General features: G+C 73.6%; 18 protein-coding genes and 1 pseudogene. 13 read left to right on the top strand and 6 right to left on the bottom strand.

The genetic code is table 11. From position 1 onward, the window contains the following. Positions 1-2,552: AfsR/SARP family transcriptional regulator (locus EAO71_RS16570; protein ID WP_147979346.1), on the bottom strand; the 2,552-nt coding region annotated here is incomplete at its 3' end. A gap of 143 nt (positions 2,553-2,695) precedes the next feature. Between EAO71_RS16570 and EAO71_RS16565 the strand changes: the two genes are divergently transcribed. The 8 genes from EAO71_RS16565 (at position 2,696) to EAO71_RS16530 (ending at position 12,557) form a co-directional block, all read left to right on the top strand. Continuing rightward, a complete protein-coding gene (locus tag EAO71_RS16565) occupies positions 2,696-3,913 on the top strand; it encodes an amidohydrolase family protein (protein ID WP_147978429.1) in 1,218 nt (405 codons plus the stop codon). Positions 3,914-4,075: 162 nt separating this feature from the next. Next, positions 4,076-4,996, top strand: coding sequence for an LLM class F420-dependent oxidoreductase (locus EAO71_RS16560; protein ID WP_147978428.1), 921 nt, complete (start codon positions 4,076-4,078; stop codon positions 4,994-4,996). A 15-nt stretch (positions 4,997-5,011) separates the two neighbouring features. Continuing rightward, complete coding sequence (locus EAO71_RS16555) at positions 5,012-5,773, top strand: SDR family NAD(P)-dependent oxidoreductase (RefSeq protein ID WP_147978427.1); 762 nt, start codon at positions 5,012-5,014, stop codon at positions 5,771-5,773. A gap of 154 nt (positions 5,774-5,927) precedes the next feature. Continuing rightward, positions 5,928-7,052, top strand: a complete 1,125-nt coding sequence (locus tag EAO71_RS16550) for an LLM class flavin-dependent oxidoreductase (RefSeq protein ID WP_147979345.1) — start codon at positions 5,928-5,930, stop codon at positions 7,050-7,052. 167 nt (positions 7,053-7,219) lie between these two features. Further along, positions 7,220-8,959 carry an N-acyl-D-amino-acid deacylase family protein gene (locus EAO71_RS16545; protein ID WP_147978426.1) on the top strand — a complete coding sequence of 580 codons (1,740 nt, stop codon included), beginning with the start codon at positions 7,220-7,222 and terminating at the stop codon, positions 8,957-8,959. Continuing rightward, positions 8,956-10,413, top strand: coding sequence for an aldehyde dehydrogenase family protein (locus EAO71_RS16540; RefSeq protein ID WP_147978425.1), 1,458 nt, complete (start codon positions 8,956-8,958; stop codon positions 10,411-10,413). Before EAO71_RS16545 ends, EAO71_RS16540 begins: the two co-directional genes overlap by 4 nt. A gap of 249 nt (positions 10,414-10,662) precedes the next feature. Continuing rightward, positions 10,663-12,234, top strand: coding sequence for an APC family permease (locus tag EAO71_RS16535; protein ID WP_147978424.1), 1,572 nt, complete (start codon positions 10,663-10,665; stop codon positions 12,232-12,234). A 116-nt stretch (positions 12,235-12,350) separates the two neighbouring features. After that, positions 12,351-12,557, top strand: coding sequence for a hypothetical protein (locus EAO71_RS16530; RefSeq protein ID WP_147978423.1), 207 nt, complete (start codon positions 12,351-12,353; stop codon positions 12,555-12,557). A gap of 71 nt (positions 12,558-12,628) precedes the next feature. Here the strand turns inward: EAO71_RS16530 and EAO71_RS16525 are convergent. The 3 genes and pseudogenes from EAO71_RS16525 to EAO71_RS16515 form a co-directional block, all read right to left on the bottom strand. After that, positions 12,629-12,793 (bottom strand): annotated as a pseudogene (locus tag EAO71_RS16525) (amino acid transporter); the annotation flags it as partial. Positions 12,794-12,885: 92 nt separating this feature from the next. Next, positions 12,886-13,353 carry a carboxymuconolactone decarboxylase family protein gene (locus tag EAO71_RS16520; protein WP_261992163.1) on the bottom strand — a complete coding sequence of 156 codons (468 nt, stop codon included), beginning with the start codon at positions 13,351-13,353 and terminating at the stop codon, positions 12,886-12,888. Positions 13,354-13,539: 186 nt separating this feature from the next. Continuing rightward, a complete protein-coding gene (locus EAO71_RS16515) occupies positions 13,540-14,310 on the bottom strand; it encodes a GNAT family N-acetyltransferase (RefSeq protein ID WP_147978421.1) in 771 nt (256 codons plus the stop codon). A 218-nt stretch (positions 14,311-14,528) separates the two neighbouring features. On the opposite strand from EAO71_RS16515, the gene EAO71_RS16510 reads away from it, so the two are divergent. Further along, positions 14,529-15,209, top strand: coding sequence for a COX15/CtaA family protein (locus EAO71_RS16510; RefSeq protein WP_147978420.1), 681 nt, complete (start codon positions 14,529-14,531; stop codon positions 15,207-15,209). 14 nt (positions 15,210-15,223) lie between these two features. After that, positions 15,224-15,757: a GNAT family N-acetyltransferase gene (locus EAO71_RS16505; RefSeq protein ID WP_147978419.1), complete on the top strand. Its 534-nt coding sequence runs from the start codon at positions 15,224-15,226 to the stop codon at positions 15,755-15,757. Here the strand turns inward: EAO71_RS16505 and EAO71_RS16500 are convergent. Continuing rightward, complete coding sequence (locus EAO71_RS16500) at positions 15,738-17,237, bottom strand: CehA/McbA family metallohydrolase (protein ID WP_147978418.1); 1,500 nt, start codon at positions 17,235-17,237, stop codon at positions 15,738-15,740. The two genes, EAO71_RS16505 and EAO71_RS16500, sit on opposite strands and share 20 nt — an antisense overlap. 100 nt (positions 17,238-17,337) lie before the next feature. On the opposite strand from EAO71_RS16500, the gene EAO71_RS16495 reads away from it, so the two are divergent. Beyond that, a complete protein-coding gene (locus EAO71_RS16495; RefSeq protein WP_147978417.1) occupies positions 17,338-18,168 on the top strand; it encodes an LLM class F420-dependent oxidoreductase in 831 nt (276 codons plus the stop codon). Between the two features lie 9 nt (positions 18,169-18,177). On the opposite strand, the gene EAO71_RS16490 is transcribed toward EAO71_RS16495, so the two are convergent. Continuing rightward, the gene (locus tag EAO71_RS16490; protein WP_147978416.1) at positions 18,178-18,855 is read right to left on the bottom strand and encodes a hypothetical protein; all 678 of its coding nucleotides are present in this window, start codon (positions 18,853-18,855) and stop codon (positions 18,178-18,180) included. A 250-nt stretch (positions 18,856-19,105) separates the two neighbouring features. Between EAO71_RS16490 and EAO71_RS16485 the strand changes: the two genes are divergently transcribed. Both EAO71_RS16485 and EAO71_RS16480 read left to right on the top strand, forming a co-directional pair. Continuing rightward, positions 19,106-21,697 carry a bifunctional FO biosynthesis protein CofGH gene (locus tag EAO71_RS16485; protein WP_147978415.1) on the top strand — a complete coding sequence of 864 codons (2,592 nt, stop codon included), beginning with the start codon at positions 19,106-19,108 and terminating at the stop codon, positions 21,695-21,697. Positions 21,698-21,702: 5 nt separating this feature from the next. Next, positions 21,703-25,299 carry an ATP-binding protein gene (locus EAO71_RS16480; protein WP_147978414.1) on the top strand — a complete coding sequence of 1,199 codons (3,597 nt, stop codon included), beginning with the start codon at positions 21,703-21,705 and terminating at the stop codon, positions 25,297-25,299. Positions 25,300-25,487 lie beyond the last annotated feature (188 nt).

Genomic DNA, 25,487 nt, shown 5'->3' with positions numbered 1-25,487 from the left:
TTCTCGTAGATGGTGATGCCCTGCTCGGCGAGCTCGACGGCGCTGGCGACACGACCGGTGGCCAGGTGCACGCGGGAGAGGTTGCACAGAGCGCTGGCCTCGCCGGGCCGGTTCGCGTCGGCGCGGAAGGCGTCGCGGGCACGGGAGAGGTGGGCTTCGGCGTCGACGTGGCGGTTCTCGTACAGCGCGAGGATGCCCCGCTCGTTGGGCGCGTTCCCGCACGTCCAGGGGTCCCCGGACGCACGTCCGAGGTCCATGGCGAGATGGGCCTCCCCGTCGGCCTCCTCGAACCGGCCGGCGGTGCTGTACACCTGGGTCAGCGTGGTGCGGGCCCTGCCCTCGGAGCGGGCGTCGCCGGCCGTGCGGGCGGCGTCCCGGGCGGCCACGGTCGCCATCTCGTACCGCCGGGCGTTGATGCCCGACTCGGCCAGGTCCTTCGTCGCCATCAGGAGGTCGACGGCCCGGCGCAGGGACGCGGGCCCGAGGGACTGCTGCACGCAGGCCAGCACGCAGTCCGCCTCGGCGTGCAGCCAGTCGAGGGCCTCGGCGTGGTCGGCGAACGCGAGCCCCGCGTGCGAGGTGGCCTCCAGGTGCGCGACCGTCCGGTCGCCCGGCCGCTCGATCGCGTACACCCGGGCCGCGGTCGACAGGTAGAAGTCCAGCAGTCGCGACAGCGCCAGATCCCTTTCCACCGGCGGGTGTTCGTCACGCTCCGCGCACGCACGCGCGTAGAGGCGGACGAGGTCGTGGTAGCGGTAGCGGCCCGGGGCCGCCGACTCGAGCAGGGAGGTGTCGACGAGGGCCTCGAGGAGGTCCTCGGTGTCGTGCGGCGGGAGGTCCAGGACGGCCGCCGCCGCCGCGAGCGAGATGTCCGGGCCGTCCGCGAGGCCGAGCAGGCGGAAGGCGCGGGCCTGGGCCGGCTCCAGCTGTCCGTAGCCGAGTTCGAAGGTCGCCTTGACCGCGAGATCGCCCGCCTGGAGTTCGTCCAGCCGGCGGCGCTCGTCGGCGAGCTTGGCCGCCAGCACCGAGACCGTCCAGGTGCGGCGGGCGGCCAGCCGGGAGGCGGCGATGCGGATCGCCAGCGGCAGGAAGCCGCAGGCCGCCACGACGTCCAGCGCCGCCTCGCGCTCCGCCTGCACCCGCTCGGCGCCGACGATCCGGGTGAAGAGCTGGAGCGCCTCCTCGGGGGACATGACGTCCAGGTCCACCAGGTGCGCGCCGGCCAGGTCCACCATCCGGATCCGGCTGGTCACCAGGGCCGCGCAGCCCGCCGTGCCCGGCAGCAGCGGCCGGATCTGGGCCGCGTCGCGCGCGTTGTCGAGCAGGACCAGGATCCGCCGGCCGTCGAGGGTGGAGCGGTACAGCGCCGCCCGCTCGTCCAGTGAGTCGGGGATGGCCGCGTCGGGGGTGCCCAGGGCCCGCAGGAAGGCGCCGAGCACGGTCTCCGGCGCGGCGGCCCGCGAGCCCGCGCCCTGGAGGTCGACGTAGAGCTGGCCGTCCGGGAAGTGCGGCCGGGCCTCGTGCGCCACGTGCACCGCGAGCGTGGTCTTGCCGACGCCGCCGATGCCCGCGAGCGCCGAGACGGCCATCACGGAGCCCTCGGCGGTGGCGAGCCGGTCGCCCAGCTCCCGTACGAAGGAGCCGCGGCCGGTGAAGTCGGGCACCGTCGCCGGAAGCTGAGCGGGCCGGGCGGCCGGGGCCGCGGCCCGGGAGGCCTCCTCCACCGGGCGGTCCAGCTCGGCGTCGGCCTGGAGGATCCGCTGCTGGAGACGGGACAGTTCGGCGCACGGGTCCACGCCCAGCTCGTCGGCGAGGAGGCGGCGCGTGTCCGCGTACACCGCGAGCGCCTCCGCCTGCCGTCCGCTGCGGTAGAGGGCCAGCATCAGCAGTTCGCGCAGCCGCTCCCGCAGAGGGTGCGCCGCGGTCAGGGCGGTCAGCTCGGACACCGCCTCCGCGTGCGCGCCGACCTCCAGGTCCATGTCGAGCCGGGTCTCCAGGAGCTGCAGCCGCCACTCCTCCAGGCGCGTCCGCTGGGTCTCGGCGTACGGACCGGGCACCGAGGCCAGCGCCTCGCCGTCCCACAGGCCGAGGGACTTGTTGAGCCGGGCGCGGGCCGTGGCGCGGTCGCCGGCCGACCGCAGCTTCTCGGCCTCGGCCGCCAGCTCCTGGGCGACGCTCAGGTCCAGGGAGTCGGCGCTCGCCCTGATGGCGTAGCCGCCGGACTCGCTGACCAGGACCCCGGGGTCGAGGATCTTGCGCAGCCGTGAGGCGTAGGTGCGTACGGCGGCCAGCGCCTGCGAGGGGGGTTCCTCGCCCCAGATCGCGTCGATCAGCTCGGAGGCGGTGGCCGTGCGCCCGTCGCGCAGCAGCAGCGCCGCCAGCAGGGCACGCTGCTGCGGCGAGCCCGAGGGGAGTGCCTCGCCGTTCCGCCAGGCCCGCACGGGTCCGAGCACGCCGAAGCGCAGATCGGCGGCCTGCTCCCGGCCGGCGTCGTCGGAACCCGTCGCCGGAGTCCGCTGCTCCGGCACCCGCGAGCCGTTCTCACGGTCCATAGCTCCCCCTGCCCGTACCGCTGGTTTCGCCCAAGACAGTCTGCCTTGTCCGTGGGCCGCGCGTCAGCATCGGGTGACCGTCTGCACAGGATCCGCCCCCCGACTAGCTGACGGGTCGTCAGATGAGCGCTACCGTGACGGACATGGAGACCTTCCCGAAGATCATCTCGGTGGACGACCACACCGTGGAGCCTCCGCACGTCTGGCAGGACCGGCTCCCGTCGAAGTACCGGGACACCGGTCCGCGCGTCGTCCGCGCCCCCCTGAAGGAAATGACCTTCCTCGGCGGCAAGTTCGCCCCCGTCATGGGCGCGCCCGGCGACGACGGGCCGATCGGTGACTGGTGGGTGTACGAGGACCTGCACCGCCCGCTCACCCGGCTCGACACCGCCGTCGGCTACGACCGGGACGAGATCAGGCTGGAGGTGATCACGTACGAGCAGATGCGCCCCGGCTCCTTCTCCGTCCCCGACCGGCTCGCCGACATGGACGTCAACCACGTCCAGTCCGCGCTCTGCTTCCCCACCTTCCCGCGCTTCTGCGGGCAGACCTTCACCGAGGCCGGGGACCGCGAGCTGGGCCTCCTCGGTGTCCGCGCCTACAACGACTGGATGGTCGAGGAGTGGTGCGGCCCCGAGGCGGCCGGCCGGCTGATCCCGCTCACCCTGGTGCCCCTGTGGGACGCCGAGCTGGCCGCCGCCGAGGTCCGTCGCAACGCCGCCCGGGGCGTGCGGGCCGTCGCCTTCTCCGAGATCCCTCCGCACCTCGGGCTGCCGTCGGTGCACACCGACTACTGGGACCCGTTCCTGCGGGCCTGCGACGAGACCGGCACCGTCGTCGCCATGCACATCGGCTCGTCGAGCCGGATGCCCAGCACCTCGGCGGACGCCCCGCCCGCCGTCGGCTCCACCATCACCTTCGCCAACTGCTGCTTCTCGATGGTGGACTGGCTGATGAGCGGCAAGTTCGAGCGTTTCCCGAACCTGCGGATCATGTACGCGGAGGGCCAGATCGGCTGGATCCCGTACATCCTGGAGCGCGCCGACGTCGTCTGGGAGGAGAACCGGGGTTGGGGCGGCGTGGCGGACAAGGTGCTGCGCCGGCCGTCGGAGCTCTTCGCCGAGCACGTCCACGGCTGCTTCTTCGACGACGCCTTCGGTCTGCGGAACCTCGACGCGATCGGCGTCGGCAACGTCCTCTACGAGACCGACTACCCGCATTCCGACTCCACCTGGCCCAAGTCCCGCGAGGTCGGAGAGGCGCAGATGGGGCACCTGGCCCCGGACGTGGTCGAGCGGATCGTGCGCGGCAACGCGATCGAGCTGCTGGGGCTGACACCGGACGGACTCTGGCGTCCGTAGGGCGTGCCCGGGGGACGGACCGGTGCCGGCCGCGCGCCGGTCCGGTGGCGCGGGGCTCCGTGCGGGAAAGCGGTCCGGCACACCCCTTGCCTGATGGTCCGTCAGCGATGACGATGGGCTCCTTCATTTAACTGACGGATCGTCAGGTAAGGGGTGGGGTCCATGGTGTCCTACGGGATGCAGCTCCCGGTCCAGTCGCAGAGCACCCTCTACGCCGAGGCCTGGGAGGCCGGGGCCGGTCCGGGTGATCTCGTCGAGATCGCCCGGGCCGCCGACCGCTGCGGCTTCGACTACATCGCGAGCTGCGACCACGTCGCCATCCCGCGCCGGCTCGCCGGGCCCATGGGCACCGTCTGGTACGACCCGGTCGCCACGCTCTCCTACCTCGCCGCCGCCACCGAGCGGGTCCGGCTGCTCTCGCACGTCGCGATCGTGGGGCTGCGGCATCCACTGGTGTCCGCCAAGGCGTACGCGACCCTCGACCACCTCTCCGGCGGACGGCTGGTCCTCGGGGTGGGGGCGGGTCACGTGGAGGAGGAGTTCGACGCCGTCGGCGCGGACTTCACGGGCCGCGGGCGGGTCCTCGACGAGACGATCGACGCGCTGAAGTCGGCCCTCGGGCCGGAGGAGTACCCGGAGTTCTCCGGCGAGCGCTTCGCCTTCAAGGACCTCGGGCAGCGGCCCCGGCCCGCCCAGGAGCGGGTGCCCGTCTGGGTCGGCGGATCGTCGCCGGCCGCCGTGCGCCGGGCGGCGGTGCGGGGGGACGGCTGGCTGCCCCAGGGCGATCCGCGCGACCGGCTCCCCGCTCAGATCGCGAAGCTGCTGCGACTGCGGGCCGRGGCCGGTGTCGAGGCCCCGATCACGGTGGGGGCCATCGTCGAGCCGCTCTACGTCGGCGAGGCCGGCTGGGAGGTCGGGCGGCGCACCCTGACGGGCAAGGCGCAGGACATCGCGGCGTCGCTGCGGGCGTACGGGGAGATGGGCGTGCACCAGATCCAGGTCCGGTTCCGCTCCCGGAGCCGTACCGAACTCGTCGACCAGATGGCGGCGTTCGCCGCGGAGGTCGCACCACACCTGAACTGAGGAGCGTGGCAGGGCATGGGCAAGCTGGACGGGCGCGTCGTCGTCATCACGGGCGCGGCGCGCGGGCAGGGCGAGCAGGAGGCGCGGCTCTTCGTCGCCGAGGGGGCGAAGGTCCTCCTCGGGGACGTCCTCGACGACGCCGGCGAGGCGCTGGCCAAGGAGCTGGGGGAGGAGCGGGCCGCGTACGTCCGCCTCGACGTCACCCGCGAGGAGGACTGGTCCGCGGCCGTCGCCCGGGCGCGCGAGCGCTTCGGCCGGATCGACGGCCTGGTGAACAACGCGGGCATCCTGCGGTTCAACGAGCTGGTCGCCACCCCGCTCGACGAGTTCCAGGCCATCGTGCAGGTCAACCAGGTCGGCTGCTTCCTGGGCATCCGTACCGTCGCGCCCGAGATCGCCGAGGCGGGCGGCGGCACCATCGTGAACACCGCCTCGTACACGGGTCTCACCGGCATGGCGGGCGTCGGCGCCTACGCCGCCAGCAAGCACGCCGTGCTCGGGCTCACCCGCGTCGCGGCCCTGGAGCTGGCGGGGCGGGGCATCCGGGTGAACGCGGTCTGCCCCGGCGCGATCGACACCCCGATGAGCAACCCCGAGGGCGTGGACCCGGCGGCGACCGAGGAGCTGTACCGCAAGCTCGTGCCGCTCGGCCGCATCGGACGGCCGGAGGAGGTCGCGGCCCTCGCGCTGTTCCTGACCGGGGAGGACTCGGCCTACATCACGGGCCAGCCGTTCGTGGTCGACGGCGGCTGGCTGGCCGGCGTCAGCCTCTTCTGACCTTTCGGCTCCCGTCCGGGCGGCCCTCCCGGGCCCGCCCGGACGGGACTCAGCTGACGTGCCGTCAGGTATTGACGCACCCGCGCGGCGGTGCGAAAGTCGGGCACATCGAGAATCTGACGGTACGTCAGAAATAACGAGGACGGTGAACCCCTTGGAATTCGGGATCTTCGTACAGGGATACGTCGGCAAGCGCGCCGAGACCGATCCCGAGGCCGAGCACAAGGCGCTGATGGAGGAGACCGAGTACGTCATCCAGGCGGACCGATCCGGGTTCAAGTACGCCTGGGCCTCCGAGCACCACTTCCTGGAGGAGTACTCCCATCTGTCGGCGAACGACGTCTACCTCGGCTACCTCGCCCACGCCACCGACCGGATCCACCTCGGGTCGGGCATCTTCAACCCCCTCGCACCCGTGAACCACCCGGTCAAGGTGGCCGAGAAGGTCGCCATGCTCGACCACCTCTCCGCCGGCCGCTTCGAGTTCGGCTCCGGCCGCGGCGCGGGCTCCCACGAGATCCTCGGGTTCATGCCGGGCATCACCGACATGAACCACACGAAGGAGATCTGGGAGGAGACGATCGCCGAGTTCCCCAAGATGTGGCTCCAGGACGAGTACGTCGGCTTCCAGGGCAAGCACTGGTCCCTGCCGCCCCGCAAGATCCTGCCCAAGCCGTACGGCAAGTCCCACCCGGCCATGTGGTACGCCGCCGGCTCGCCCTCCTCCTACGCGATGGCGGGGAAGAAGGGCCTGGGCGTCCTGGGCTTCAGCGTGCAGAAGGTCTCCGACATGGAGTGGGTCGTCGAGTCGTACAAGACGGCGATCAAGGAGGCCAAGGCGGTCGGCGACTTCGTCAACGACAACGTCATGGTGACCTCCACGGCGATCTGCGCGGAGACCCACGACAAGGCCGTCGAGATCGCGGTCGGCGGCGGCCTCAACTACCTCCAGTCGCTGCTCTTCCGCTACCACGACACCTTCCCGCGGCCCGAGGGCATCCCCGAGTGGCCCGAACTCCTGCCGGAGTACAGCGCGGAGATCATCGAACTCCTCATCGCCGAGGAACTGATGATCTGCGGCGACCCGGAGGAGGTGCTGCGCCAGTGCAAGCGCTGGGAGCAGGCCGGGGCCGACCAGCTGTCCTTCGGTCTGCCGATCGGGGTCTCGTACGAGGACACGATGAACACGATCAAGCTGATCGGCGAGCACGTGATCCCCAAGATCGACACGGACCCCGTCCACCGCACCACCCGCTTCCGCCAGGCCGCGGGTTCCTGACGGGGCGGGGCGGGCCCTCCGGTGCCCCTCCCACCCGCGAGCGCGGGGCGGTGTCTTCCCGGACCGCCGCTCCGTACCTGCCCCGGTCGGGGACGTCGTAGCCGCGGCCGGCTACCGCGTCCCCGGCCGGGGCGCGTCCATGTGGTCCACGTGAGGAAAGGGACGTCATGCTCGATCACCTGATCAAGGGGGCCACCGTCGTGGACGGCACCGGCGCCCCCGCCCGCGTCGCCGACGTCGGTCTACGGGACGGGCGCATCGCCCTCGTCGCCGAGCCGGGCACCGTCACCGAACAGGCCGCGAGCAGCGAGGACGCCACCGGGCTCGTCCTCGCCCCGGGGTTCGTCGACCCGCACACCCACTACGACGCCCAGCTGTTCTGGGACCCCTTCGCGACCCCCTCCATGAACCACGGCGTCACCACCGTCGCCGGCGGCAACTGCGGCTTCACCCTCGCACCCCTGCACCCCGACCGGCCCGAGGACGCCGACTACACCCGGCGCATGATGTCCAAGGTCGAGGGCATGGCCCTGGCGGCCCTGGAGGACGGGGTCGACTGGTCCTGGTCCTCCTTCGCGGAGTACCTCGACGCCCTCGAAGGGCGGATCGCCGTCAACGCCGGGTTCATGGTCGGGCACTGCGCCCTGCGCCGGTACGTGATGGGCGCCGACGCCGTCGGCGGACAGCCCACCGACGCCCAGCTGCGGGCGATGGAACGGCTCCTCCACGAGGCCATGGACGCGGGCGCCTGGGGCCTGTCCACCACCCAGTCCGCCACCCACTCCGACGGSGWCGGCGCCCCCGTCCCCTCCCGGCACGCCACCCCGGCGGAACTGATCGCGCTCTCCAGAGCCGTCGGCGAGCACGAGGGAACCCAGATCGAGGCGATCCTCGCCGGCTGCCTCGACCAGTTCTCCGACGCCGAGATCGACCTCTTCGTCGAGATGACGGCGGCGGCCGGCCGGCCGCTCAACTGGAACGTCCTCACCATCGACGCCGCCGTGCCGGAACGCGTGCCGCGCCAGCTCGTCGCCTCCGAGCGGGCCCGCAAGTCCGGCGGCCGGATCGTCGCCCTCACCATGCCGATCCTGACCCCGATGAACATGTCGCTGGGTACCTTCTGCGCCCTCAACCTCATCCCCGGCTGGGGCGAGATCCTCGCGCTGCCGGTGCCCGAACGGATCGCGCGGCTGCGCGACCCGCAGGTCCGCACGGAGATGCTCCGCCGCGCCGACTCCCGCGAGGCCGGCGTCTTCCGGCGCCTCGCCCGCTTCGACCGCTACGTCATCGGGGACACGTACAGCGCCGAGAACGAGGGCCTGACCGGTCGCGTCGTCCGGGACATCGCCGCCGAGCGTGGCCAGGACGCCTTCCAGTGCCTGGTCGAGGTCTGCGCCAACGACGACCTGCGGACCGTCCTGTGGCCGATGCCCTCGGACAACGACCCGGCCTCCTGGGCGCTGCGCCGCGAGACCTGGGAGCACGAGGACGTGATGCTGGGCGGCTCCGACGCGGGCGCCCACCTGGACCGGATGTGCGGGGCGCCGTACACCACCCGCTTCCTCGGCGACTGCCTGCGCGGCCGGAAGCTGGTGCCGCTGGAGCAGGCGGTGAAGATGCTCAGCGACGACCCCGCCCGGCTCTTCGGGCTGCGCGAGCGGGGCAGGATCGAGGAGGGCTTCCACGCCGACCTGGTCCTCTTCGATCCCGAGCGCATCGACGCCGGACCGGCGACCCTCGTGCACGACCTGCCCGGCGACAGCCCGCGGCTGGACTCGCGGGCGGTCGGCGTCGTCTCGGTCCGCGTCAACGGCGTGGAGACCGTCCGCGACGACGAGGTGACCGGCGCGATACCGGGCCGGGTACTGCGATCCGGCCGGGACACGAGGACGGTGTCGACGCGATGACCCGTACCGAGAGCCTCTTCATCGGGGGCACGTGGACCGAGCCCGACGGCGGGCACTACGAGGTGATCGACCCGGCCACCGAGGAGGTCGTCGGCCTCGCCCCCGAGGCCTCCCGGGCGCAGGTGCACGAGGCGGCCGCCGCCGCCCGCGCGGCCTTCGGCGCCTGGTCCCGGACGCGGCCGGAGGAGCGCGCCGCGCTCCTGGACCGGGCCGCGGACATCATGGCCCGCGACGCCGACCGCCTCACCGCCCTCGCCCAGGCCGAGACCGGCGCGACCACCGGGACCGCCCGCGGGATGCAGGTCGCCGTCGGCGTCTCCCGGTTCCGCCGGTACGCGCGCGGCGCCCTGGAGCCGGTCGAGCAGGCGCTGCCCCCGCAGATCAACGAGGCGGGTCCGATGGGCAGGGCCGGGGTCTTCGGCGCGCTCGCCGTGCGCCGCCCGGTGGGCGTGGTCACCTGCATCACCTCGTACAACAACCCCTGGGCCAACCCGGCGGGCAAGGTCGCCCCGGCCCTGGCCATGGGCAACACGGTGGTGGTCAAGCCCGCGCCGCAGGACCCGCTCTCCGTGTACGCGATGGCGCGGGCGCTGGAGGAGGCGGGCGTCCCGGCCGGCGTCGTGAACGTCGTCACCGGCTCGGCTCCCGGGGTCGGGGAGGCGGCGGTCGACTCGCCCGACGTCGACATGGTGTCCTTCACCGGCTCCACGGCCGTCGGGCAGCGCATCGGCGAGGTCTGCGGCCGCGACATGAAGCGGCAGCTGATGGAGCTGGGCGGCAAGGGCGCGGCCCTGGTCCTCGACGACGCCGACCTGGACGCGGCGGTCACGGGCATCGGCACCACCTTCGCCTTCTACAGCGGGCAGATCTGCACGGCCCCGACCCGGGTGCTCGCCCAGCGCGGGATCCACGACCGTCTGATCGAGAAGCTGACCGGCTACCTGGCCTTCATGAAGGTGGGCGATCCCCGGGAACGCGGCACGGTCGTCGGCCCGGTGATCTCGGCGGCCCACCGCGACCGCGTGGAGTCGTACGTCGAACTGGGCCGCAAGGAGGGGGCCCGGGTGGTCGCCGGCGGCGAGCGGCCTGACCTCGACCGCGGCTTCTACGTGGCGCCCACCCTGCTGGCCGACTGCACGAACACGATGCGGGTGGTCCGGGAGGAGATCTTCGGACCGGTCGTCGTGGTCGTCCCCTTCGACGACGAGGAGGAGGGGATCGCGCTGGCCAACGACAGCGACTACGGGCTGATCGACTACGTCTGGTCCGGGGACACGGCCCGCGCGTTCCGCGTCGCGGCGCGGCTGCGGGCCGGCGGGGTCGGAGTGAACACGGTGGGGCGCAACATGGAGGCGCCCTTCGGCGGGTTCAAGAAGAGCGGGGTGGGGCGGGACGTGGGCTCCTACGCCCTGCACGCCTACAGCGAGCTGCAGGCGGTGGTCTGGCCCGGTTGATCATGCTTGGGGAACGGCCCGGAAAATCCCGCGGGAAATTTTGAAATCGGACATTCCGGGCCCAGCTGCGGTTCCCGCATATCGGACACCGATCGGTACGCCTACCGATCGATCGGCCTCACCCGGCAGTGGATCTTCCAATCGTTGGCGGGTGCACGGATTTCACCTCGCAATGCAAGGTGAAGATCGGGAAGGTGAGCGGATTGCGGTGTTCCGGATGTGGAAACCGCAGCACTTAACGTCCTGTTCATGACTCAGGTGGATGCACGGCCCCAGGCCGGAGACACGGTAAGGGTCGTCCCCGCCTCGGGCGACACTCAGGGCGTACGCACCAAGGGACTCGGCGGCAACTCGGTCGGGCTGCTGGGCAGCGCCGTCATCGGCATCTCGACCGTCGCCCCCGTCTACTGCCTGACCTCCACGCTCGGCTCCACGGCCGGCGAGGTCGGGCTGCAGATGCCCGCGGTGTTCCTGGCCGGCTTCCTGCCGATGCTGCTGGTCGCCTTCGCCTACCGCGAGCTGAACAAGGTCATGCCCGACTGCGGCACCTCGTTCACCTGGACCGTGAAGGCCTTCGGGCCGCGCATCGGCTGGATGTGCGGCTGGGGCCTCGTCATCGCGACGATCATCGTGCTGTCCAACCTGGCCGGCGTCGCGACCTCCTACTTCTGGCTGCTGGCCGGCGAGATCACCGGTGATCCGTCGATCGCCGCCCTGGACGACAACAAGGCCGTCCACATCCTCACCTGCCTGACCCTCATCGCCGTCGCCACCGCGATCAGCTACCGGGGCATGACCGCCACCAAGGGCATCCAGTACGCCCTCGTCGGCCTCCAGCTCGTCGTCCTCGTCGTCTTCGTCGCCATGGCCTTCCAGAAGGCGGGCAGCGGCACCTTCGACACGGGCCTGGACTTCTCCTGGTCGTGGATGAACCCGTTCGCCGTCCAGTCCTTCGCCGCCTTCACCGCCGGCCTGTCGCTGTCGATCTTCATGTACTGGGGCTGGGACGCCTGCCTGGCCACCAACGAGGAGACCACCGGCAGCGAGAAGACCCCGGGCCGCGCCGCGCTGGTCGCGATGGTCGTCCTGGTCGCCTCCTACCTCGCCACCGGCATCGCCGCGCAGATGGCCGTCGGCTCCGGCGACAAGGGCCTGGGCCTCGCGAACCCGGAGACCTCCGACAACGTCTTCGCCGCCCTCGCCGGCCCCGTCATGGGCCCGGCCCTCGGCATCCTGCTCTTCGTCGCGGTCCTCGCCTCGGCGGCGGCCAGCCTCCAGACGACCTTCATCCCGGTGGCCCGCACGGTGCTGGCGATGTCGGCGTACGAGGCCCTGCCCGCGTCCTTCGCGAAGGTCCACCCGCGCTTCAAGGTCCCCGGCAAGGCCACGGTCATCGCCGGCGTCGCGACCGGCGTCTTCTACACGGTCATGACCCTGGTGAGCGAGAACGTCCTGGTCGACACGATCTACGCGCTCGGCCTGATGATCTGCTTCTACTACTCGCTCACCGCGTTCGCCTGCGCCTGGTACTTCCGCAAGGAGCTCTTCCGCTCCGGCCGCGACTTCGTCTACAAGGGTCTCTGCCCGGTCCTGGGCGGCCTCCTGCTGACGGCCGTCTTCGGCAAGACGCTCTACGACATGTGGGACCCGGCCTACGGCAGCGGCTCCGCGGTCTTCGGCGTCGGCTCGGTCTTCGTGATCGGTGTCGGACTGCTGCTGCTCGGTGTCGTGATCATGCTGGTGATGCAGCGCAGGAGCCCCGCCTTCTTCCGCGGCGAGGTGCTGACCAAGGAGACTCCCTCGCTGGTCGTCGCGGACTGACCGCGCGCGACCGGCGTCGGACACGGCGGAGGTGGCGGGCCCGTGGGGGGTCCCGTCACCTCCGTTCCGCGTCAGCGTCCCGGCAGGAGCCGCTGGACGGCGGCGTTGGGCGGGGCATGAAGAAGATCCTCACCGCCGCCCTGGCCGGTCTCGCCGTGGCCGGCTCGCTCGGCTCCGCCGGTACCGCCGTCGCCGAGAGCGATGTCGGCCTGTCCACGGTCGTCCCGCTCAGCGGCGTCCTGAACCCCGACGAGAAGCAGCCGGCGCCCGCCGACCTGCCGCCCGCCAACGCCGCCGTCCAGCGGCTCCTGCCGGGACGCTGACGCGGAACGGAGGTGACGGGACCCCCCACGGGCCCGCCACCTCCGCCGTGTCCGACGCCGGTCGCGCGCGGTCAGTCCGCGACGACCAGCGAGGGAGTCTCCTTGGTCAGCACCTCGCCGCGGAAGAAGGCGGGGCTCCTGCGCTGCATCACCAGCATGATCACGACACCGAGCAGCAGCAGTCCGACACGGCGCCGACCGGTTACGGACGCCCCGAATCCCGCCCTCCGCCCCCACGGCAACGGGGCGGGCCCGCGCATCGGGCACTTCCGCCCGGTCGTCGGGTCGGAGGACCCCGTCGACGCGCCGCCGGTGCGCGAGGCGCCCGTCACAGCCCCACGCCGGCCGGCTGCCGGACGGTGACGTTGAGCCGGTTGAACAGGTTGGTGAGGCCCACCATCAGCACGATCGCGGCGAGCTGCTTCTCGTCGAAGTGATCGGCCGCCGCGTCCCAGACCGCGTCCGGCACGGCGTCCGAGGTGTCGGCGAGCCGGGTCGCGGCCTCGGCGAGCGCCAGCGCGGCGCGCTCCTCGTCGGAGAAGTACGGGGTCTCGCGCCAGGCGGCGACGGCGAACAGCTTCTCGTCGCTCACCCCCGCCTTCCTGGCGCTCTTCGCCCCGTAGTCCACGCAGAAGCCGCAGTTGTTGATCTGGCTGGCCCGCAGGTGCACCAGCTCCAGGACGGACTCCGGGACACCGCCCTGCCGGGTGGCCTTCACCAGGTCCTGGATGGCCGAGCCGGCCTCGGGCAGGACGTAGGCGGGGTTGGTCATCCGGGCCTTGATCTCGTGCTGCATGGTGATCGCTCCTCCGCGGTCGGTGCGGGCCGTCCCTGTGCCGGCCTCACCGTCATGACGGAGCGGGCGACGCGGATGTGACACGACCGCGGACTTCTTTCTCGATCCGGGGCCGGGTCGGGCCGGGGTCGGGCCGGCCGGGCCGGGTCGGGCGGCCGGTTCGGCGGCTTCTTCCCCGACCCGGGTTCAGGCGGCCGGTTCGGCGGGCTCCGCGATCAGGGCGGTGGCGACGGTGCGGAAGCCCAGCCGCCCGTAGAGCCGGGCCACGTCCGCGTCCGAGGCCGTCAGGAAGACCGTCTCCACCCCGTGGGCCCGGGCGTCGGCCACCAGGGCGGCGGTCACCGCGAGCCCCAGGCCCCGGCGGCGGGCGGACGGCAGGGTGCCCACCCCGACGACCTCGGAGACGGCCCCCACGGGCTGGTGCTGACCGGCCGAGAGCGCGTGGCCCTCCGGGTCCAGCGCCGCCGCCAGGCGCGTCGCCCCCTCGGCGATCCGCACCGCGACCTGGGCGACGGCCGACGGCGTGGCCTCGGCGCCGAAGGCCGCGTACGGGGCGGCGACCGCGCTCGGCAGGACCGGATCGCCGGCGCCCACCATCCGCACCGTGACGTCCTCGGGCAGCGGGAGGGGCGCGAGGACGTCCTCGTCGGTCAGGACCATCAGCGGGTGCTCGTGGACCACGAGCCCGCTCTTCTCGACCGCAGCCCGCAGTCCCGGCGTCGTCTCCGCCACCCACTCGAACGCCTCGGGTGCCCCCAGCTCCCGCTGCCTCGCCCGGACCCGGTCCACCTCGGCCGGCGTCACCTCCCCGGAGTGCCCGAGGGTGGGCCGGGCGTAGAACGGCCAGCCCTCGCCCTCCCGGACGAACAGGGTGAGCGGCCCGAACTCCTCCGCACGGGCGGCGGATCGGGGCGCGGTGTCGTAGTACGTCTCGAGTCGGTTCAGCATGACGGTCATCCAAGCAGCCGAACGGCCTTGCCCACGGGTGGTTTTCGCCGTCCTCCGATGACGCGGGGTCGGCGCCCGCGGCGCCGGACGGCCTTCCCTTCCCCGGGCGCCGCGTGGGCCGCCGCGCACGGCGGATGCGAAGTCGTGACACACGCCGGACGTCGTTGTGGCATGTCCCCGACGACACTGTGCCGACGACACGCGCCCGCCGTGTCCGAGGGGGAATCATGACCAGGACACCGCAGTGCCCGGGGTGCGGCCGGGAGGACCGGTTGCAGGCCGTACCGGCCGTGTACCTCGCGGGACGGGACACGGTCAGGGTGCGAGAGCGCAATCCCGGCGACCACCATGACCGCACCGTCGACCGCCCGGTGACGACCGCCCTCTCGGAGGCCCTGGCGCCCGTGCCGGACCCCCCGTCCCGGGCGATCGGGTGCCTCGGCGTGCTGGCCCTCCTGGTGGCGATCGGGACCTTCGTGGCCGGAGCCGGCGCGGGCCACTGGCTCGACGACGTCCCGGTGGCCGAGGGCGGCGGGTTCTTCGACGAGAACGGGATCTTCCACGCACCGGGGGAGGCGCTGCCCACCGCCGGTCCCGCGTGGCCGGACTTCGCCTGGCTCGCGGTGGTCTCGGCGCTCGCCCTGACGGCGGCCGTGCTGGTCCTCGTCCGGCAGGTCCGCGGCCACCGCGCGTTCACGCGGCTGACGAGCGGCCGGGCCCAGGCCGAACGCCTCTGGTCACGAGCCTGGTACTGCCACCGCTGCGGCACCGTGCACTTCCGGGACGTGCCCGGCGAGGACACCCGGCCGCTCACCTTCCAGGAGTTCCGCGAGCGCGTCTGGCAGGAAGGGGGCTACGGCGACCTCGCCGCGACGCAGCGGGCGCTCGGACCGACCCGCTCCGCATGACGGAAGATGGTGTCATGACCGAGATCCGCACCCCCCGCCTCATCCTCCGACGCTGGACCGACGACGACCTCGTCCCGATGGCCGAGATCAACGCCGACCCGGAGGTCATGCGCTGGATCGGCGACGGGTCGGTCCGCGACCTGGAGGAGACCGCCGAGGACATCGAGCGCTGGGAGGAGGAGTGGGACGACGAGGGCTTCGGGCTCTTCGCCGTCGAGCTCATCGCCTCCGGCGAACTCATCGGCTTCGCCGGTCTGTCCGTGCCGGACTTCCTCCCCGAGGTGCTGCCTGCCGTGGAGATCGGCTGGCGGCTCGGGCGCCCGTTCTGGGGCCAGGGCTACGCCTCCGAGGCCGCCCACGCGGCCCTGGAGTTCGCCCTGCAGGACCGCGGTCTGGACCGGGTGATCAGCATCACCCACATCAGCAACACGGCCTCCGAGAACGTGATGCGCAAGCTCGGCATGACCCCCGAGCGCGACACCGAGCACCCGGTCTTCCGCGTCCCGCTGCGCGTGCACGCCATCGACCTCACGGAGTACGACGGCTGACCTCCAGGAACACCGGGTTGGTGAAGGCGGCGAGCGCACCCGGCAGCGGGGGCGCCGCCGCCGGGTGCCGGACCTCCGCCCGGACGTAGCCCGCGTACGCGGCCGTCGTCACCCACTCCACCGGGCCCGTGGCCCGGGCCGTGTGCAGGACGCCCTGGTCCGTGACGAAGCGGACCGTGCCGCCCTCCGGGGCGCCCGTCACGGTGAGGCGGACGGTGACGGGTTCGTCCGCGGGGACCGCGAGACGCTCGCCGATCCCCGCCGAGCGGCCCCGGCCGTCCGTCACCGCGAAGTCCAGGGAGACGGACGAGGACTCGGCGACGTACGCGCGGCCCGCGCGCAGGCCCGCCAGGATCGCCTCCCGGCTCAGGTCGTCGGCCAGGACCACGGTCTGCGGGGTGCCCACGCGGTCCGGGTCGCGGTGGGCGTCGCTGCTGCCCATCGCGGGCGTCCGGCGGCCCCGGGCGAGTGCCGCGTCCCAGGCCGCCAGCGACACCTCGTCGTCCGGGGTGAAGGGGCCGTTCCACACCTCGACCGCGTCCGCGTCGCCGAAGCCGAACTTCCAGTTGCAGCCGATGCAGGTGGCGTGCGGGTGCGCCGGGACGACGAGGCCGCCCGCCCGGCGGATCTCGCGCGCGAAGTGCCCGAAACGGTTCTCCCGCGCCCGGTAGCGCCAGTCCACGAACGTGCCCGGCGCCGTCCCGATTGCCAGCACGTGGCCGTTGCGGGTGGTGATCTCCTCGCCGAGGAGGACCAGCAGGTCGTCCCCGGCCGCCTCGGCCCACGCGCCGTGCCCGGCATGGGTGTTGTGCTCGGTGGTGGTCAGGAAGTCGAGCCCGGCGGCGCGCGCGAGCGCGGCGACCTCGGCCGGCGTGCGGCGCCCGTCCGAGTACACGGTGTGCAGGTGGCTGTCGCCGCGGTACCAGGACCTGCCCCTGCCCGCGGCCCGGTCCGGCGGGTACACGGGCCGGACAGCGGGCAGCGAGGGACCGAAGCGGAGGGTGATCGTCACGGCGTACGTGAGCCCCCGCGGCGCGACCGTGTACGGGGCGAGCACCACCCACCAGGTCCCGGCCCGCAGCGGACCGGCGACATAGCCGGGCGTCGCCTCGTCGGTGCGCAGGAAGAACTCCTTGCGCGCCCCGCCCGACCAGCCCCGGAACCCCTCGCCCCCGAGCGCCGTTCCGCGCTGGTCGAAGAGGCCGATGTCCAGGGCGTTGCCCTGCGTCCCGGCGGGCACGGCCGGCCGGTCGTACGTGTACGAGACGTGGATCTCGCGGACCCCGCGCGGGATCTCGACCGGGAGGTACACGCAGTCGGGGGAGCCGGGCGGCAGCGTGCCGCCGACCGTCTCCGAACGGTCGCCGCCGTCCCGCTCCCCGGGGTCCTGCTCCCCGGCGTGCGCGAAGCTCACCCCACCCACGGTAAGGGCGGACGCGGCGCCCGTCGTGAGAAGCGTCCGTCTGCTCGGTTCGCTCATGCCCGGCACCCTGCTCGAAGCCCGTGAACTCCCGGACAACGCACGCCCCCCTCACGTCGTGACTCTCGGAAATCCCGGCCGCACCCCCTACCGTGCCCGTATGCGGATCTCGACCACGATCTTCCTGACCGACGAGACCATCACGCCCGTGCGGATCGCGCGCGAACTGGAGCGGCGCGGCTTCGCCGGGCTCTACCTCCCCGAGCACACGCACATCCCCGTCGAACGGGCCACCCCGTACCCGGCGGGCGGCGACCTGCCCCCGGAGTACGCCCGCACCCTCGACCCCTTCGTCGCCCTCGGGCAGGCCGCGGCCGTCACCGAACGGCTCGCGCTCGGCACCGGGGTCACCCTGATCGCGCAGCACGACCCCATCGGGCTGGCCAAGCAGGTCGCCACGCTCGACCACCTCTCCGGAGGCCGGTTCACCCTGGGCGTCGGCTTCGGCTGGAACAAGGAGGAGGCCGCCGACCACGGCGTGCGATGGGCGACCCGGCGCGAACTGGGCCGGGAGCGGATGGCGCTGATGAAGGCGCTCTGGGCCGAGGAACCGACCGCCTACGAAGGCGAGTCGGGGGTCTCGGTGCGCGCCTCGCACGTCCACCCCAAGCCGGGCGGCGGCGCGCCCCGCATCCTGCTGGGCGGCGCGGCCGGCCCGAAGCTGTTCGCGCACATCGCCGCCTACGCGGACGGCTGGATGCCGATCGGCGGCCGGGGCCTGACCGAGTCCGTGCCCGTCCTGCGCGAGGCGTTCGAGAAGGCGGGCCGGGACCCGGCCACGCTCCAGGTGGTGCCGTACGCCGTCCTGCCCAGCCCCGGCAAGCTCGCGCACTACGCGGAGCTGGGCTGCGAGGAGGTCGTGCTGCAACTCCCGCCGGGCGACGAGGCGGAGGTGCTGGGGGTGCTGGACACGTACGCGCGGTTCCTCTGACCGCCCGCGTCACCGGAGAGTCGGGGGCTCCAGGGAGTCCGCGGCGTCCTCGCCGCCGACCCCGGAGGGGTCGTAGGCGCAGGGCATCGCGGTGAACCCGTCGAGGGTCCGCCAGTACGACCACCAGGTGACGACGACCCGCTCCGGGTCGTCGCCCACCCCGTCGCGGCGCTCGGCCCGCAGCTCCCGGTCCTGACCGCTCTCACGGAAAGCGGTCACGTCCCAGCCGGTCTTCTCCAGGTGGTCACGGAGCCGGCGCAGCGCGGGCACGCCCTCCGCCTCGGAGACGCCGGCGATCCGCCAGTCGTGCCCGAGTCGGTAGGAGCCCTTCTCCGGCTCGTCGGCGATGCTCTCCAGTCCGTCCGGGTGGCAGACCTCGGCGGAGAGGGTGTTCTCGGCCGCGCGGTTGTCCCCGCCGGCCTGCCCGGCGGGCAGCTCGCCCCCGAGTCCCGCGACGTCGTAGAGCTCCTGCGTGCGCGACGCGGCCCGCTCGGCCATCACGGCCGGGGCCACCTCGGGAAACCCCTCGCCGGTGCCCCGCTCGACGGCGTACACGACGACGAGCCCGACCACGAGCAGCACGGGGACGCCGACCGCCGCGAGGAGGAGGTGGAAGGTGCCGCGCAGGGCGCTGCGCAGCAGCGGCGCCTGCGGCGCCGCCACGTCGTCCATGAGCTCGTTCGTCATGACCGGGACGCTACGTCCGGCCGGGTACCGCCCGGATGGGGGCGACATCTCAGACGGGCCGTGCGCGGGTACTCAGATGTCCAGGGCGCAGGGGAGGCGCCGGGGGTCTCCTGGAAGCAGCGGGAGACGACGGTGACGGCCAGTCCGGAGGTCGGGTCCTCGTCCTCGCGGAAGATCATCGTACGAATCCGCAGGTGGGCGGGATTGAGTACGCGTACTCAATCCCGCGGCCCGCTCGTATGCTCGGTGCATGACGGATCAGCAGCCCGTACGCGCCGAACGCCCCACCGAGAACGCCATGCGCCGCGCCCTGAGGCGCGCCCGGGACGGGGTGGCCCTCGACGTCGCCGAGGCCGCCGTGCTGCTGCAGGCGCGGGGGGCGGACCTGGACGACCTCGTGGCGTCCGCCGGCCGGGTGCGGGACGCCGGGCTGGAGGCCGCCGGGCGGCCCGGTGTCATCACGTACTCGAAGAGCGTCTTCATCCCGCTCACCCGGCTGTGCCGGGACAAGTGCCACTACTGCACCTTCGTGACCGTGCCGGGCAAGCTGCGCCGGGCCGGCCACGGGATGTTCATGTCGCCCGACGAGGTCCTGGACATCGCCCGCCGCGGCGCCGAACTGGGCTGCAAGGAAGCGCTCATCACCCTCGGGGACAAGCCGGAGGACCGCTGGCCCGAGGCGCGCGAGTGGCTGGACGCGCACGGCTACGACGACACGATCGCGTACGTCCGGGCCATGGCCATCCGCATCCTGGAGGAGACGGGCCTGCTGCCCCACCTCAACCCGGGCGTGCTGTCCTGGACGGACTTCCAGCGCCTCAAGCCGGTCGCCCCGTCCATGGGCATGATGCTGGAGACGACCGCGACCCGGCTCTGGTCCGAGCCCGGCGGCCCGCACCACGGCTCCCCGGACAAGGAACCGGCCGTGCGGCTGCGGGTGCTGGAGGACGCCGGCCGCTCCTCCGTCCCCTTCACCAGCGGGCTGCTCATCGGCATCGGCGAGACGTACGAGGAGCGCGCCGACTCGCTGTTCGCGCTGCGCCGCATCTCCCGCGCCTACCACTCCATCCAGGAGCTGATCATCCAGAACTTCCGCGCCAAGCCGGACACGGCCATGCGCGGCATGCCCGACGCCGAACTCGACGACCTCGTCGCGACCATCGCCGTCGCCCGGCACATCATGGGCCCCTCCGCCTGCCTCCAGGCCCCGCCGAACCTCGTCGACGAGGAGTACGGGCGGCTCATCGGCGCCGGCATCGACGACTGGGGCGGCGTCTCCCCGCTCACCATCGACCACGTGAACCCCGAGCGGCCCTGGCCGCAGATCGACACCCTCGCCGGGAAGTCCCGCACGGCCGGCTTCGAGCTGCGCGAACGCCTCTGCGTCTACCCGGAGTTCGTCGGCCGGGGCGAGCCCTGGCTCGACCCGCGGCTGCTCCCGCACGTGCGCGCCCTCGCCGACCCGGAGACCGGGCTCGCCGACCCGGACGCGGTCGTGCGCGGCCTGCCCTGGCAGGAGCCGGACGAGGCGTTCACCGCCACCGGCCGCACCGACCTGCACCACACCATCGACACCACCGGCCGGACCCATGACCGGCGGGACGACTTCGACGAGGTCTACGGCGACTGGGAGTCGCTGCGCGAGGCCGCCGCGCCCGGCATGATCCCGCAGCGGATCGACACCGACGTCCGCGCCGCGCTGGCGACCGCCGCCGACGACCCGACGCGGCTCACCGACGACGAGGCGCTCGCCCTCCTGCACGCCGACGGACCCGCGCTCGACGCCCTCACCCGGATCGCCGACGACGTCCGCCGGGCGGCCGTCGGCGACGACGTCACGTACGTCGTCACGCGGAACATCAACTTCACCAACGTCTGCTACACCGGCTGCCGCTTCTGCGCGTTCGCCCAGCGCCGCACCGACGCCGACGCCTACACCCTCTCCCTCGACCAGGTCGCCGACCGCGCCCAGCAGGCGTGGGAGGTCGGCGCGGTCGAGGTCTGCATGCAGGGCGGCATCCACCCCGACCTGCCGGGCACCGCGTACTTCGACATCGCCCGCGCGGTCAAGGAACGCGTCCCGGGCATGCACGTGCACGCCTTCTCCCCGATGGAGGTCGTCAACGGGGCGACCCGCACCGGGCTGTCCATACGGGAATGGCTGACGGCGGCGAAGGAGGCCGGCCTCGACTCGATCCCCGGCACGGCGGCCGAGATCCTCGACGACGAGGTCCGCTGGGTCCTCACCAAGGGCAAGCTGCCCACCGCCACCTGGATCGAGGTCGTCACCACCGCCCACGAGCTGGGCATCCGCTCCTCCTCCACGATGATGTACGGCCACGTCGACCAGCCCCGGCACTGGCTCGGCCACTTCCGCACGCTCGCCCGCATCCAGCAGGAGACCGGCGGCTTCACCGAGTTCGTGACGCTCCCCTTCATCCACACCAACGCGCCGGTCTACCTCGCGGGCATCGCCCGCCCCGGCCCGACGGTCCGCGACAACCGCGCGGTCACCGCCATGGCGCGGCTCCTGCTCCACCCGCACATCCCGAACATCCAGACCAGCTGGGTGAAGCTGGGCGCGGACGGCGCCGCCGAGATGCTGCGCTCGGGCGCGAACGACCTGGGCGGCACCCTGATGGAGGAGACCATCTCCCGGATGGCCGGCTCCGGTTACGGGTCGTACCGCTCCGTCAAGGACCTCGTCGCCATCGCCGAGGCGGCCGGCCGGCCCGCCCGGCCCCGCACGACGCTCTACGGCGAGGTGCCGCAGGAGCGGGTTCGGGCCGCCGAGGAGTCCGACGGACACCTCCCGGAGCTGCTGCCGGTGCTGCCAGACTGAGGCGCATGGCCGCCACCGCCCGACCGTCGATGCAGGCCCTGATGGAAGGGCGCAAGCGCGCCCGGTTCGTCGGCCGCCAGGAGGAGATCGCCGCCTTCCGGGCCAACTTCGAGCTACCCGTGGAGGACGACCGGCACCGGTTCCTCTTCCACGTCCGCGGCAACGCGGGCGTCGGCAAGACCACCCTCCTGCGCGAACTCCTGGACGTCGCCGCCGGGCACGGCGCCGTGACCGCGTACGCCGACGAGGAGCCGAACAGCGTCCCCGAGGTGCTGGCCGTGATCAGCGCCTGCTTCGCCCGGCAGGGGCACCCGCTCAAGGCCCTCGACCGGCAGCTCGCCACCTACGAGCAGCGACGGCACGAGGCCGAGGCAGCGTCCGCGGCGGCCGAGGCCGGGCCCGGGACGGGACCGGACGCCCCGCCCAGCGCGGGCAGCATGGCGCTGGCCCAGGCCGGGCTGGTCGGCGCGGGCATGATCCCCGTCGTGGGGGCCTTCGCCGGGGCCGTCGACCCGGGCCCGCTCGCCCACGGCGCCGACCGGCTGCGCGGCATACTCAGCGCCCGCTTCCGCAACCAGGACGACGTGCGGCTCGTCCTCGACCCGGTCCGCAGCCTCACCCCCGTCCTCGTCGCCGAACTGGACCGGGTCGCCGCCGAAGTCCCCTGGCTGACCCTCTTCTTCGACACCTACGAACGCACCGCGCCCTACCTCGACACCTGGCTGCGCGACCTCGTCACCACCGAGCGGTACGGGGCCCTGCCCGCCACCACCGTCTTCGTGATCGCGGGCCGCGACCGCCTCGACCCGGCCTCCTGGCCGGACAGCGCCTTCTACGCCCGGGAACTGGCACTGCGGCCCTTCACCGAGGCCGAGTCGCGCAGGCTCCTCACCGGGCGGGGCGTGGTGGACGAGCACGTCGTCCAGGACGTCCTGCGCCTGTCGGGCGGCCTTCCGGTCCTGGTGTCCACCCTGGCCGAGAACCCGGGCGACGCCGGCGTCCCCAGCGCCACCGCCGTGGACCGCTTCCTGCGCGGGGAGCCGGACCCCGACCGGCACGCGGCCGCCCTGGCCTGCGCCCTGCCCCGGCGGCTGGACGAGGACGTCTTCCTGGCCGCCGTCGGCGCGGACGCGGACCCCGGACTCCTCGACTGGCTGCGGACCCTGCCCTTCGTCTCCGCCCACGACGGACGCCTCCAGTACCACGACGTCGTCCGCGGCCCCATGCTCTACCTCCAGCGCACCCGCTCGCCGCGGAAGTGGACCGAGGACCACGAACGCCTCGCGGACGCGTTCGCCGGCCGGGCCGTGGCGGCGGCGGACGGCGTCCGGGACGACGAGCGGTGGGGACGCGAGGAGTGGCGGGCGGCGCGCCTGGAGGAGACGTACCACCGGCTCTGCGCCCGGCCCGAGGCCGCGCTGGCCGAGGCGCTCCGGGACGGCGTCGACGCCTGCGACGACGGGCCCGCCACGGCCCGCCGCTGGACCTGGACGCTCGCCGACGCGGGCGAGGCGGCGGACGCCCCGCTTCTGCGGGCATGGGCCGACGCCGCCACGAACGCCCTGGAGACCGGGCCGGAGCCCGTCGTGGCCCTGCTCGACCTGTTGCTGTCCCGGGCGGCGTTCGGCGCGGCCGGGCAGGTGGCGGCGCTCGTGGCCCGCGGCAAACGCCGGCGCCACGCCGAGGAGTACGACGCCGCGACCGCCGACTACGAGCGGGCCCTCGCCCTGGACCCGGCATGCGCCCGCGCGCACTTCGGGCTCGGGATGGTGGGCCAGCGGCGGGGCGACCTGCCCGCGGCGCTGGAGCACTTCGACCGCGCGGACGGACACGCCCCGGACAGCCCGTGGATCCTCGCCGAACGCGGCGAACTGCACCGCAGGGCGGGCCGGTACGCGCTCGCGGTCGCCGACTGCGACCGGGCACTGGAGTCGGGGCCGGAGGAGGCCGTGGTCCTGGCGACGCGGGGCCACGCGAGGTTCCAGCTCGGCGACCTCCGGGGCGCGCTGGCCGACCTCGACCGCGCCATCGAGAAGGACGCGGACTACTGGTGGGCGCTGCTGCGCCGGGCCGACGTACGCTTCGCGCTCGGCGATGAGGCGGGGGCCATGGCCGATCTCGACCGCGCCGAGGAGAGACGGCCGGACCTGGCCTGGCTGCCCGCCAACCGCGGCTACCTGCACTGGCGTTCCGGCCGCCACGGCCAGGCGCTGTTCGACCTCGACCGCGCCCTGCGACTCGACCCCGCCTACGCCTGGGCCCTGGGCAGCAAGGCCCTCGTCCTGGCCGACCTGGGCCGCCTGGAGGAGGCGCTGTCCGTCCTGGAGGAGGCCGTGGCGGCCCGGCCGGACTACGGCTGGGCCCTGTCCCAACTGGCGGAGCTCCAGCGCCGGCTCGGGAACCCGGACGCCGAGACCGCCGTGCTGGACCGGGCGGTCGCGAGCGGCGACGACGTGGCGACGGCGCTCGTCGACCGCGCCCAGGCGCACCAGCGGGCGGGCCGGCTCGGGGAGGCGCTGGCGGACCTGGACCGGGCGATCGCGCTGAACCCGGACCACGCCGGGGCGCTCGGCGTCCGCTGCCAGGTCCGTCGCGCCCGGGGCCGGACCGAGGGGGCGCTGGACGATCTGGAGCGGCTGTGGGAACTGGCGCCCGACGGCGCCGCATGGGCCCTGGCGGTCCTCCTGCTCCGGGAGGTCCGAGCCACCCCCGGGGGGCGGGCCCGCTGCGACGCGCTGGCCGAGGCGGACCCGGAGTCCGTCGTGGACCGGTTGGCACGCGCGGCCGCGCGGACGGCCGCGGGCCGGCTCACCGAGGCCCTGACCGACTACGACCGGGCCCTGGAGCTCTCCCCCGACCACCGCGGGGCCCGGGAGCGCCGGGCACGTGTCCGGTGCCTGCTCGGAGACGTGCGCGGCGGCCTGGCGGACATGGACCGGCTGGTCGAGCTGAAGGGCACGGTCGCGCTGGCGGACCGGGCGTGGCTCGCCCAGGCGGTCGGCCGTTCGCGGCAGGCGCTCGCCGATCTGGAGCGCTGCCCGGACCGCGACTCCGCGTGGCTCACGGGCCGTCGCGCGATGGCCCTCTTCCACCTCGGACGCCTCCGGGAGGCGCACCACCTGCTCGCCTCGCTGGCACCGGGAGACCGCGCCGACCGGTGGGAGCTCATCGCCTGGACCCTGCTGGGGCTGGGACGGCCGGGCGAGGCCCGGGAGGCCGCGGTGCGGCTGCGCGAGGCGAAGCCGCGGGACGGACTGTTCCTGCTGGCCCGGGTGGAGAGCCGGATGTCCGGGATCGAGGCCGCCGCGGCGCTGTGGCGGGAGTACGAGGAACAGCGCGCCTTCGTGGTCGCGGACGAGCCCACGGTCGACGAGCTCGGGGCCCTGACCGTGACCCGGGCGGCCCTGGGCCGGTGGGAGGAGGCCGGGAAGGCGTTGGAGCGGATGCTCCGGCTCCCCCACCTGTGGGCGGGCGTCGTCGACGTGCGCGACGTCCTCGACGACCTCGCCGCGTCCCGGGGCGCCGACACCGGCCGGTTCGCGGAGCTGGCGCGCCCCCTGGGCTCGCGGCTGGCCGAGCTGACCCCGGCGGAGGGGGACTGACCGCCCGAGCGCCGGCTCCCGGCTCCCGGCGTGGTGCGGCGGCCCCGGCTCCCCGGCTCCCGGGCTTCCGGGCTCCCGGGCTCCCGGGCCCCTAGGCTCCCGGGCTCCGGGCGCGGTGGGCCCCGGCGCCGGCTCCCGGGCTCGGGGCGTCGCGAGGGAACCCCGGGTGAACTTCGGTCAAATCCGGC

Source organism: Streptomyces sp. MS191, assembly GCF_008042125.1.
GTDB lineage: Bacteria > Actinomycetota > Actinomycetes > Streptomycetales > Streptomycetaceae > Streptomyces.
The sequence above is the reverse complement of the archived record's forward strand: the minus strand, read 5'-3'. Positions and strand labels throughout refer to the sequence as shown.